The organism is Streptococcus australis (genome assembly GCF_901543175.1).
GTDB classification, from domain to species: domain Bacteria; phylum Bacillota; class Bacilli; order Lactobacillales; family Streptococcaceae; genus Streptococcus; species Streptococcus australis_A.
The window spans coordinates 1030672-1043176 of sequence record NZ_LR594040.1; the positions used below are offsets into that span (position 1 = coordinate 1030672).

A 12505-nucleotide genomic window follows, 5' to 3' on the forward strand; every position below is an offset into this window, starting at 1 on the left:
TAAAATCAGGAAGCCCTTTTCCTGATTTTATAGATTATTTCACATCAAAAACAATGGATTTTACGTTTGTCATTGCTTCGATACTATATTTAATTCCTTGTACTCCTGCACCAGAACCTTTTACACCAAGGAATGGGAAATTATCTGGCCCACGTTGCGTTTTATTATTAATGTGAACAGTACCGACTTCAAGTTTTTCAGCGATTTCAAACGCTTTTTTAAAGTCATTTGTGAATACGGATGATTGAAGACCGAACTCAGATTCATTGGCAATTGCTACCGCTTCATTTGCATCAGAAACACGGATAATTGGCAGAACAGGACCAAACGGTTCTTCCCATGCTAATTTCATATCTCTTGTGACATAATCAAAAAGTCCTGGCCAAATGAGATTGCCCTCACGTTTGATTGGACTGAGCGATTTGGCACCCTTTTCCTGAGCATCTTCAATCAATCCCCAGATGAAGTCAGCTGAAGCATTATCAATAACAGGTGTGATATCAGCATTGTCAAATGGGTCACCAACGGTTAGCTTAGCAACTTCTGCTTGAAGTAATTCAGCCAATTTATCCGCTACACTTTCCACAACCAAAACACGTTTGATAGCGGTACAACGCTGACCAGAATAGCTAAATGCACCACCTACGATTTGTTTAGCTGCGTGTTCCAAGTCTGCATCTTCGAGAACAATTGCTGCATCTTTTCCACCAAGTTCAAGCATGATAGGACGCATTCCAGCTAAACGACCGATTCGCTCACCAATTGGAGTCGAGCCAGTAAAGTTGATAAAGTTAACTTCTTTGTGTTCAATGATATAGTCACCGATTTCAGAACCTCGTCCAGTTATCGTATTAAATACTCCTGCTGGAATACCTGCCTCATCAAAAGCCTTGGCTAATAACAGACCTGAGATAGATCCTTGTGTTGGCGGTTTAAACATGACGACATTCCCTGCAATCAAAGCCGGAGCAATCTTAGATCCAGAAAGGTTAACTGGATAGTTAAATGGCGCGATAGCTAAAACGACACCAACTGGCTCACGACGGACAACGGCTAGTTTGTTTTTACTTGCAGCTTCAAAACCGCCACCTTCCATTGCTTGTCCAGTGATACGGAGACCTTCTTCAGCAGCAAAACGAATCAAATCTGCTGTACGTACTACTTCTCCAATGGCTGCTTTTATCCCTTTAGCAACCTCTTTGGCAAGAATTGTACCAATTTTTTCCTTATCGCGTTCTAAAACAGCTGCTACCTTATGCAGATAGGCTGCACGTTCAACTGGTGCTAAATCACGCCATGCTGGGAGAGCTGCACGCGCAGCTTTCATAGCCTCATCTACTTCAGCCTGACTCATAGCTGGTACTGTCCCCAGCTTTTCCTGATTAATGGGTGAATAGATTGTAATTTCCTTTTCAGATGATTTCCAATTTCCATTTACTAAATTCTGATAATTTGTCAAATTCTCTTCCTCCTGAAAATTATTAAGACTTATTTTATCAAATTTTCAGAAAATTACAACCCTTTTTGTGAAAAAATTGAGATTTTTTTCACAATCTTGATCCTTCAAATTATTTGAAACTTAATTCTACTCTTCATTAAAAACCTCATAAATGACAAAAAGGATTAGATAATCTAACCCTTTTTTCTACATTAATTTATGAGAGCACTTTTAAAACTGCGACACTAATATCATCAATAACATTTTCTTGTTTTGAACGACTGTTGGTAAGGAACATTTCAAGCTTACCTGCATTTTCAAAGTAGAAGGAAGTTCCCTTAGCATTGAATACCACCAATAAGTGCTCTGCTCCACCGTGAATCTCGTAAACAATCCAGCCACTATTCTCAGCAGCTGTATGGACAAAGACATGACGGTAAATTTCTTCATATGTTGGATAAGAGAAGGCACTGATTTGCGTTTTTAGGCGGATAATCTGACGAATAAACTCAATGCTGTCTTGGCGTTCATTGATCAGATCCCAGTTGACTTGGTTAACACTGTCCGGAGCATTATAGCTATTCATAGCACGTTCTCGGTCTGCAGGAGTTAGTTCTCCATGTTCACCAGTTGGAATCAACTTAGTTCGTCCAAACTCTTGACCTAGTTCTATAAAGGCCATTCCTTGCATGAGAAGATTCATAGCTGTCGCTGTCTCAACCTTGCGCATAATCTGGTCGGAACTCTTATCAGGATGAAGGGTTGCTAGCAAGTCATGAAGATTGTAATTGTCATGAGCTTCAACATAGTTGAGAACTTGGTTTGGACTGAGATAAGATCCCAACTCTCGGCTACCAAGAATAGCCTTGGCGACGATTGGTTCTGTAGCAGCACCACTCACAAATCCTGATTTGATTGCTCCATAAACTTCTCCTCCTTTGATCGCATCACGCTGATTATCGTTAAAGAAACCTATATTTGGCATCTGATAGGCGTTATCCTTCTTAGCCTTGTCATAAGGAGCAAGACCTGTTCCCATATCCCAGCCTTCTCCATAAGTGAGAATACGCGGATCGACCTCATCCAGTGCCCAACGAATTGCCTGCATAGTTTTGACATCATGAATGCCCATCAAGTCGAAACGGAAACCGTCAATATTGTATTCTTTCACCCAATAAAGGATGGAATCAATCATATACTTGCGGAACATCTCGTGTTCACTTGCAGTTTCATTTCCTACCCCCGTACCGTTTTGAAAAGTTCCATCACGATTCATACGATAGAAATAATCGGGAACAGTTGTCTGGAATGGAGCGTCCACTGTTGAGAAGGTATGGTTATAAACCACGTCCATAATGACACCGATTCCTGCATCATGATAAGCCTGAATCATGGTCTTGAGGTCTCGAATAACTTGTCCGGGATCATCTGGATTGCTAGAGAAGCTCGTTTCTGGTGCGTTGTAGTTTTGAGGGTCATAGCCCCAGTTATAGGTTACATTTCCATCTTGATCATATTCCTTATGACGATCAAAGATGGGTTGAAGTTGAACATAGTTGCAACCAAGTTCTTTAATATAGTCAAAGGCGGTTGCTTGACCGTACTGGTTAACTGTTCCAGTCTGAGCAGCACCCAAGAAGGTTCCGCGGAGTTCTTCAGGAACACCAGATGTAGGCGATTTGGTAAAATCACGAATATGCATTTCACAGATAACTGCTTTACATGGATTCTCCAAACGCCATGGCGCTTCTGTCCCATGTTTGACTTTGAATCCTTCTACTTGTCTGTCTTGATGAGAAAGAATTACGGAACGTTTTCCGTCAGGACTTGTGGCAATCGTGTAAGGGTCTCTCGTCAAAGTCTGGTGGTGAGGAAATTCAATCTGATACTGATAAGCCTTACCAGCAAGATTTTCATTCAGGTCTACACTCCAAACACCAATGGTATTGTACTTATGACTGTATGAATAGCTATTCCCACGCTCTAGATTAAAGGTTTTCCAAATCGGTGCATCGTTACTAGTGTTTTCATAGACAACCACCTGAACAGCTGTAGCTGTTGGAGCCCAGAGTTTAAAGCTTGTCTGGTAGTCTGAGATACTATATCCTAACTCTCCTTGATATCCCCAGTGATGATCAAAGCTTGCGCTATGGATGGCTTTATCAAAGGCAAAAGGATTTTGATCTTTATAGTAAGGACTAGCAATGGCTGGGTTTTCAGAATAATAAACAGTCTCGTCGCCCTCTAAAATCCATGCTTCTGTTAGCAAGGGATAGTAGTTAAAACGTACAAGATATTCTTTTAGTACACCATCTATCTCGGCTTTGAAGGTGAAACTATCCACCTTTTCCTGACTGGTCACGGTAAAAGAAAACTGAAGACCAAAATAAGTGGTCTCTGAAGTTAAAGAGCTTTTGTTTTCATCTCGGTCTGTGCTAAATGAGCAAGCTGTATAATCTCCATTTTTTCTATGAAAATGGAGGAGAACGGGATAATTGTACATGTTTTTTCCTAATTTCTAATTTCTATTTTAATTTATTTGATTCTGATGGATTCAGTTGGCATTTAATCACGATGGACAATAGATTTTAACCATGTCAAAACACATCAGGAGAGATAGTTTTCAACTATTCTTTACAAACTTTCCAGCCAAGCTTCATCGCGAACCTCGATACCTAGTTCTTGTGCTTTTTGCAGTTTACTTCCTGCATCTGCTCCTGCTACGATAAGATCAGTTTTCTTGGATACGCTACCTGTTACTTTGGCACCTAGACTTTCGAGTTTACTTTTAGCTTCAGATCGTGTGAGGCGTTCCAATTTTCCTGTCAGTACAACGGTCAAACCTGTCAAGGCCGCATCTGCCACTACTGTCTGCCCTTTGTAGTCCAGATTAACTCCAGCGTCTTTCAACTCGTCTAAGAGAATCTTCGATCCTTCTGTAGCAAAATAAGTCTGAAGACTTTGAGCAATCACACTACCCAAGCTTTCGATACTTGCTACTTCCTCTGGATCAGCTTGAGCTAGATTTTCAATAGAGTGGAAATGTTGGAGCAAGAGCTGACTTGCTTTACTTCCGACATGGCGAATTCCCAGACCAAGCAAGAGCTTTTCAGCAGAGTTTTCCTTAGATGCTTGAATAGCCTGATACAGTTTAGAAGCAGACTTTTCCTTGATGCCCTCCAAAAGGAGGAAATCATCTTCTTTCAAACGGTAAATATCCGCCACATCCTTTACTAAATTGGCAGCAAAAAGCTTTTCAACGATAGATGGACCAAGTCCTGTAATATTCATGGCATCTCGAGAGGCAAAGTGAATCAAACCTTCCATGATTTGAGCAGGACAGCGAGGATTGATACAACGTAGAGCAACCTCATCTTCGAAATGAAGTAAGTGACTATCACAACTTGGACAATTAATCGGAATATCTAGTTTTTCTTCAGAAACACGTTTGGACTCTACCACGCGCAAAACAGCAGGGATGATGTCTCCAGCCTTATAGACGATAACCGTATCATCTTTGCGGATATCCTTTTCGGCGATATAATCTACATTGTGCAGTGTCGCACGGCTAACAGTTGTTCCAGCTAGTTGTACTGGTGTTAGATTTGCAGTTGGAGTCACGACTCCCGTACGACCAACTGTCCAATCAACTGATAAGAGTTGAGCTTCTTTTTCCTCAGCAGGGAACTTGTAAGCTACTGCCCACTTTGGAGCCTTGACGGTAAAACCGAGTTCTTCTTGACCTGCTAGGTCATTGACCTTGATTACCACCCCATCAATATCATAGGGAAGATTGTCTCGTTCCTGTCCTACTTCTTGGATAAAATTCCAGATTTCATCTATGTTTTCAGCCAGAATTCGATTAGAATTGACCACAAAACCTAGTTGTTCAAGATGCTTCAAGACCTTTTCCTGACTATCTCGAGTAGAAGGACTAGCTTCTTGATAGAGAAAAGTCGCAAGATTGCGTTTGGCTACTACTGTCGTATCCAGCTGACGCAAAGTTCCTGCCGCCGCATTACGAGGATTGGCAAATTCAGGTTCCCCATTTTCTTGGCGGCCTTGGTTAACCTGATCAAAGGAAGCGCGTGGCATATAACACTCTCCACGAACGGTAATATCTAGTTCTTCTGGCAGGGTTAAAGGAATGTCCTTGACACGCTTGAGATTTTCTGTGATATTTTCACCAACAGAACCATCTCCACGTGTAGCACCGACAACCAAAATCCCCTTTTCATAAGTTAGCGAGATAGACAAACCATCGATTTTTAGCTCACAGATATAAGTGGGATGGGCTAACTCCTTTCGAACACGCGCATCAAAAGCCTCTAACTCTTCACGTGAAAAAGCATCCTGCAAACTATAAAGAGGATACTGATGACTGTATTTTTCAAAACCATCTAAAACCTTACCACCAACGCGATGGGTCGGACTATCTGCTAAAACTTGATCTGGATAGGCAGCTTCCAACTCGACTAACTCTCGGTAGAGGCGATCATACTCACTATCTGAAACCGAGGGATTGTCATTCGTATAGTACTCGGTCGCATAGCGGTTGAGTAAGGCAACTAACTCATTCATTCTTTCATTCATAAAACCATTTTACCACAAAGCAAGCCCTCCTCACAATAGAGAAGGACTGAAAAATGGTTAGTATTGAAATATTTTCTAAAGATAGTGAGGTTATGAGTCTTTTTCAAAATGACTTCGTACGTAAACAAGGGATAGACAAGACAGGATAACGACCCCGCTTCCGATTATCAGAAAGGAAGAGAGGTGTACACTTGGCAGCACTGTCATAAAGCCTTTTGCAATTGGCATAAATAGGATGGCTAAGGTAAAAATGGTGCTTAGGACTCTTCCCAAGTATTCCCCCTCAACCTTGGTTTGCACCTGAGTAAAAAAGTGAATATTAAAAATCGTCATAAACAGTTCACAAACTAAATTTCCAGAAAAGGAAAGAAAAGTTGGCAGTGGTAATCCCATCATAAAAACTCCAACTCCAGTCAAAGTCAATAGAATCAAAAGATTATAAACACTTGCCTTTATTTTACTAGCTAGAAGAGCTCCGATAATCGAACCAATAGCGCCCATAGTCAAAATACTCGCATAAGCTCCTTCTACCCCGTAAAGTCGATTTGAAAAAGGGAGGAGAAATTCAAAAGCTGCAAAAAAGAAATTAACACTGGAAGCTACTAACAAAAGGAAAAAGATCTCTTGCTGGCGCCAGATATAGCGAATCCCTTCTTTCATATCAGCAAAAATATTTTTCCAGCTGAAAGTCTTTTTCTCTTGTTCCTGAGTCTCTTTTTTAGGGAGAAAGGCTACTAGGCTAAATGCGATGAAAAAACTAATGGCATCTAAAACAAGAGTCATATGGAGACTGGCAAATTGTAAAACGATGAAAGAAAGTACAGGGGAGCTAACACCTACAACCTGCAAAACGAGCTCTAAGCGAGCATTATAGGTCACAATCTCGTCTTTTTCTACAACCTCAGTTATAATAGCTTTGTTGGCTGTACGAGAAAATGCAAAGGCAACCGCCTGAACAATATTGGCGAAGATCAGAGCAGCAATCATCAAGCTATCATTTCTGATGAAAGAAATAGCTAAACAGAGAATACCACAAACCAAGTCTGTCGTCATCAAAATTTTGCGACGCGAAAAGCGGTCTGAAATCACTCCGCCAAAGGGATTGACCAGAATCGATGTGACGAGTTCAGAAATTTGATAAATCCCAAGAACAGTCTGTCCTATCCCCATTGATGCCAACCAAACACTATTTCCATAATCATAGAGCATATTTCCTATCCTATTAATAGCCCCACGACTAATCAACTGGATTGCATGTCGATTCATATAAAAAGCTCCTCTCAAATTTTGAAACTATTGTATCAAAACTGAAAGGAGTCTCTTTATTTTTCCCTTATTTGGGAAATTTAAACATTTACAAATTTTTCATAATGTTCCTGATAGTAAGCCACTTGCTCTGGAAGTCCAAGTACTTCAAAAATATGCATGGCTTCCTGCATTTGACTACAACCCTCTTCTTTCAAGTCTCTCTGGTAGAGGGAGAAACCATTGAGATAATGGAAGATATTGCGCTCATAAAGCTTGATACCATTTCCAATCAACTTCTCTACATAGCCCTCAAAATAGTCCGCATCCGCAAAGGACCGATTTTCCAAACAATGCTGGTAACAGTTAAGAGCTAAAATCAAAACAAGTTTTCGATGCCGACCAATTTCTTTGTAGTAGTCTTCTCGCTCCATGACTTCTCTGCCAATCCGAGCCACATAGTCCACATTGTAGAAAGTATAGAGATTCCCGAAAAGAATCAACTCATACATGGTCCATTCTTCTGTTTGGAAAAGATAATCCGCCACCTTTTCCAAATCACTCTGCCTCATCGTGTAATGAGCATCCCTTTGACAAATCAGACCTTGTAGCAAAATCCAATTCAGCTCAAAATAGAGGGGATTGGTCGAACTCTTTGCTTTCTCAAGCTGTTCCTTTTGAAGCTTTTGAAAACCTGCAATATCATTTGAATAGTAAAGCGGAATAATCTGTGCCATTAAGGCAACATGTTCATGATTTTGAAAATCCCTAGCCTTGTCCATGAAATTTTCAATGGTCACATGAATATTATCCAAAATCTCAAAGAAACGAGAAACTGCTAGATCAGACTCCCCAAGCTCGAAGCGAGATAACTGAGAGGTTGAACACGATTCACCTGCCGCCTCTTTCAAGGAGTACTTCCCACTTGTTCGAAATTCACGAAATACCTTTCCAAGATGTTCCATCTTTACACCTGCTCCGATAATTCTTCCCATTCAAGCATAGCCTCTTCCTGACGGTGGCTAATTTTGTCCAGTTCAGCTTGCAATTCCATGAGTTTTTCGGCATCGTTGGTTTCCAGCATTTGTTCGGAGATGGCTTGAGTTTGAGCTTCTAACGCTTCGATTTCAGTCTCTAAACTCTCTATTTGGCGCATGAGTTTGCGAGCTTCTTTTTGACTTTCTTTCTGGGCTTGGTAGTCATTGACTGGACTTGCTTCTTTTTCTTTGTTGCTAGTTGAAGGTTGCTCAGTTTGAATCATTTCTACTTCTGCTTTCTTATCAACATAGTAGTCGTAATCTCCAAGGTAGAGGGTTGAGCCATTCTCAGACAATTCCAAAACATGAGTGGCAACACGGTTGATAAAGTAACGGTCGTGACTGACGAAAAGAAGGGTTCCATCAAAGTCAATCAGGGCATTTTCCAATACTTCCTTGCTATCAATATCCAAGTGGTTGGTCGGCTCGTCAAGAATCAAGAAGTTATTATTTTCCATTGAAAGTTTGGCAAGCAACAAACGAGCTTTCTCGCCACCTGACAGCATCCCGACTGACTTTTTAACATCATCTCCTGAGAAAAGAAAGGCACCAAGGCGGTTGCGGATCTCAACTTCTGGAGTCAGTTTAAAATCATTCCAAAGTTCGTCTAGAACCGTATTACTTGCTGTCAGCTTGCTTTGAGTCTGATCATAGTATCCAACCTCAACATTGGCACCAAAACGCTTCTCTCCCTTGATAAAAGGGATCTGGTCTACTATTGACTTGATAAAGGTTGACTTCCCAATGCCATTAGGTCCTACGATGGCAATAGCATTCATCTTACGAAGGTCTAGATTGATAGGCTCTGAAAGTATTACCCCATCATAGCCAACAGCCGCATTTTCAACAGTCAATACAACATTGCCCGACGTTTTTTCTGACTGGAAGGTCATGTTGGCTGATTTCTTACCAGCTTCTGGCTTGTCCAAACGCTCCATTTTTTCCAATTGTTTCCGGCGAGATTGGGCACGTTTGGTCGTTGAAGCTCGTACTAGATTGCGATTGACAAAGTCTTCCAGAGCAGCGATTTCCTTCTGCTGCTTTTCATAGTTCTTAGCTTCAGTTGCTAGCTTTTGCTCCTTTAACTCAACAAAACGAGAGTAATTGCCTACATAACGATCCAAGGAATGCTTGGTCAAATCCAGTGTAACCGTCGCAACCTTGTCCAAAAAATAACGGTCGTGGCTAACAATAATCAGGGCACCGCTATAGTTCACCAAATAATTCTCCAACCAGGCAATGGTTTCGATATCCAAGTGGTTGGTCGGCTCGTCCAAGACCAAGAGATTGGGCTTTTCAAGGAGCATTTTAGCCAGTGCCAGACGAGTATTTTGACCACCTGAAAGCTCAGCAATTTTCATCTGCCACATAGTCTCATCAAACTTGAAACCATTTAAAATCGCTCGAATATCAGCTTCGTAGGTAAAACCACCAGCCTGACGGAAATTTTCTGACAAACGATCATAATCCACCATCAGTTTATCCAAATTCTCACCAGACTTTTCACCCATTTCCAATTCCATCTGACGTAGTTGTCTCTCCGTTCGACGTAAATCATCAAAAACATGGAGCATTTCATCGTAGATGGTATTTTCAGACTCAAAACGGCTATCTTGGGCTAGGTAAGACAGAGAAACATCTTTTTTCTTATTGATTTCTCCACTAGTTGGCTCCTCTTCTCCAACTAAAATCTTCAACAGAGTCGACTTTCCTGCACCATTTTTCCCAACGAGGGCAATCCGATCTCGTTCATCTACTTGCAGGTTTATATTATCAAACAAAAGCTCGCCTGCAAAAGAACGTTCAATTTTATTGGCTTGTAAAATAATCATATAGGTAGTATAGCATGTTTCCCTAAGGGGTTCAAGACTATAGAATCCATTTCATTTCAAGCTTTTTCAGAAAGTTATGCTAACGTTTTACTAAAATGATAAATCGTGATATAATGAAAGCGATTAAAAGAATTTACAAAAAAGGAGACACTTTATGACTTACCAAGAAAATTATCAAAAATGGGTCGATTTTGCTGACCTTCCAGACTACCTTCGTCAAGATTTGGAAAATATGGATGAAAAAACAAAGGAAGATGCCTTCTATACCAATCTTGAATTTGGTACTGCTGGTATGCGTGGATTGATCGGAGCTGGTACAAACCGCATCAATATCTATGTTGTTCGTCAAGCAACTGAAGGTTTGGCTCGTTTGATTGAGTCAAAAGGTGGAAATGAAAAAGAACGCGGTGTGGCAATTGCCTACGATAGCCGTCACTTCTCACCAGAATTTGCCTTTGAATCTGCGGCAGTTCTTGCAAAACACGGTATCAAATCTTACGTATTTGAAAGCCTTCGTCCAACTCCAGAACTGTCATTTGCAGTTCGTCACCTCAACTGTTTCGCAGGTATCATGATTACTGCTAGCCACAACCCAGCTCCATTTAATGGTTACAAGGTTTACGGTGAAGACGGTGGACAAATGCCTCCACACGATGCAGATGCTTTGACAACTTATATCCGTGCAATCGAAAATCCATTTGCTGTAGAAGTTGCAGATGTAGAAGCTGAAAAAACTTCTGGCTTGATTGAAGTCATTGGTGAAGCTGTCGATGTAGAATACCTTAAAGAAGTCAAAGATGTTAACATCAACCCAGCCTTGATCGAAGAATTTGGTAAAGACATGAAGATTGTCTACACACCACTTCATGGTACTGGTGAAATGTTGGCCCGTCGCGCTCTTGCTCAAGCAGGATTTGACTCAGTTCAAGTCGTGGAAGCGCAAGCAACTCCAGACCCTGACTTCTCAACTGTTAAGTCTCCTAACCCAGAAAGCCAAGCAGCCTTTGCCCTTGCTGAAGAACTTGGTCGTCAAGTTGGCGCTGATGTTCTTGTTGCAACTGACCCTGACGCTGACCGTGTTGGTGTTGAAGTTCTTCAAAAAGATGGAAGCTACCTCAACCTTTCAGGTAACCAAATCGGCGCTATCATGGCTAAATACATCTTGGAAGCCCACAAAAATGCTGGAACTCTTCCTGAAAATGCTGCTCTCTGCAAATCAATCGTATCAACTGACTTGGTAACGAAGATTGCTGAAAGCTACGGCGCAACCATGTTCAACGTTTTGACAGGTTTCAAATTCATCGCTGAAAAAATCCAAGAATTCGAAGAAAAACACAATCACACTTACATGATGGGATTTGAAGAAAGCTTCGGTTACTTGATCAAACCATTCGTACGTGATAAAGACGCTATCCAAGCCGTTCTAGTCGTTGCTGAACTTGCTGCCTACTACCGTTCACGTGGTTTAACGCTTGCTGACGGTATCGAAGAAATCTACAAAGAATACGGTTACTATGCTGAAAAGACCATCTCTGTGACCCTTTCTGGTGTTGATGGTGCAGAACAAATCAAGGCAATCATGGCTAAATTCCGTGACAATGGTCCGAAAGAATTTAACGCTACTGCTATCTCAATCACAGAAGACTTCAAGGCTCAAACTGCTACTGCTGCTGATGGTACTGTTACAAACTTGACAACTCCTCCAAGTGATGTCTTGAAATACACACTTGCTGATGGTTCATGGATTGCCGTTCGTCCTTCAGGCACAGAACCAAAAATTAAGTTTTACATTGCCGTTGTGGGTGAAAGTAACGAAGATTCACAAGCTAAAATTGCTAACATCGAAGCAGAAATCAATGCTTTTGTAAAATAAAAATCTATAAAAGATGAGACCAGCCAATCTCATCTTTTTTTCGTATCAAATTTAAGCAATTTTAGAAACTTTGTGGCATACTAGTTTTATCAAAAAAAGAGAGGTATTCTTATGAATCAGTTTTTAGAAGATATTAAAGACCTTGAAGTGACTACAGTTGTACGCGCCCAAGAAGCACTCGATAAAAAAGAAACTGCAACCTTCTTCATCGGTCGCAAAACTTGCCCTTACTGCCGTAAATTTGCTGCTACATTAGCAGGCGTTGTAGCTGAAACCAAAGCACACATCTACTTCATCAATAGCGAAGAACCTAGTCAACTCAATGCTTTGCAAGATTTCCGTTCACGCTATGGTATCCCAACTGTTCCGGGATTCGTTCATGTTGCTGATGGTCAAATCAATGTCCGTTGCGACTCTTCAATGTCCGCACAAGAAATCAAAGAATTTGCAGGATTGTAAAAGACAATAAATAAAAGAAGGCACTCGC

Annotated in this window: 8 protein-coding genes; 2 read left to right on the forward strand and 6 right to left on the reverse strand. The window is 41.0% G+C overall.

Features of this window, described 5'->3' with window-relative positions:
- Positions 1-34 precede the first annotated feature (34 nt).
- The 6 genes from FGK98_RS05165 to FGK98_RS05190 all read right to left on the reverse strand — a co-directional run bounded on the left by FGK98_RS05165 (position 35) and on the right by FGK98_RS05190 (position 10145).
- Positions 35-1459, reverse strand: a complete 1425-nt coding sequence (locus FGK98_RS05165; protein ID WP_138100337.1) for an NADP-dependent glyceraldehyde-3-phosphate dehydrogenase — start codon at positions 1457-1459, stop codon at positions 35-37.
- Between the two features lie 196 nt (positions 1460-1655).
- Positions 1656-3941: a type I pullulanase gene (pulA, locus tag FGK98_RS05170; protein ID WP_138100338.1), complete on the reverse strand. Its 2286-nt coding sequence runs from the start codon at positions 3939-3941 to the stop codon at positions 1656-1658.
- Between the two features lie 131 nt (positions 3942-4072).
- Entirely contained in the window at positions 4073-6031 is a 1959-nt protein-coding gene (gene ligA, locus FGK98_RS05175; RefSeq protein WP_138100339.1) for an NAD-dependent DNA ligase LigA, read from the reverse strand.
- A gap of 90 nt (positions 6032-6121) precedes the next feature.
- The gene (locus FGK98_RS05180) at positions 6122-7297 is read right to left on the reverse strand and encodes an MFS transporter (RefSeq protein WP_138100340.1); all 1176 of its coding nucleotides are present in this window, start codon (positions 7295-7297) and stop codon (positions 6122-6124) included.
- 80 nt (positions 7298-7377) lie between these two features.
- Positions 7378-8241 (reverse strand): Rgg family transcriptional regulator, encoded by an 864-nt coding sequence (locus tag FGK98_RS05185; RefSeq protein ID WP_171011150.1) that lies wholly within the window; start codon positions 8239-8241, stop codon positions 7378-7380.
- A 2-nt stretch (positions 8242-8243) separates the two neighbouring features.
- Positions 8244-10145: an ABC-F family ATP-binding cassette domain-containing protein gene (locus FGK98_RS05190; protein WP_138100342.1), complete on the reverse strand. Its 1902-nt coding sequence runs from the start codon at positions 10143-10145 to the stop codon at positions 8244-8246.
- Between the two features lie 154 nt (positions 10146-10299).
- Between FGK98_RS05190 and FGK98_RS05195 the strand changes: the two genes are divergently transcribed.
- Positions 10300-12018, forward strand: a complete 1719-nt coding sequence (locus FGK98_RS05195; protein WP_138100343.1) for a phospho-sugar mutase — start codon at positions 10300-10302, stop codon at positions 12016-12018.
- Positions 12019-12129: 111 nt separating this feature from the next.
- The gene (locus tag FGK98_RS05200) at positions 12130-12477 is read left to right on the forward strand and encodes a GxGYxYP domain-containing protein (RefSeq protein WP_138100344.1); all 348 of its coding nucleotides are present in this window, start codon (positions 12130-12132) and stop codon (positions 12475-12477) included.
- The last annotated feature ends 28 nt before the right edge of the window (positions 12478-12505 follow it).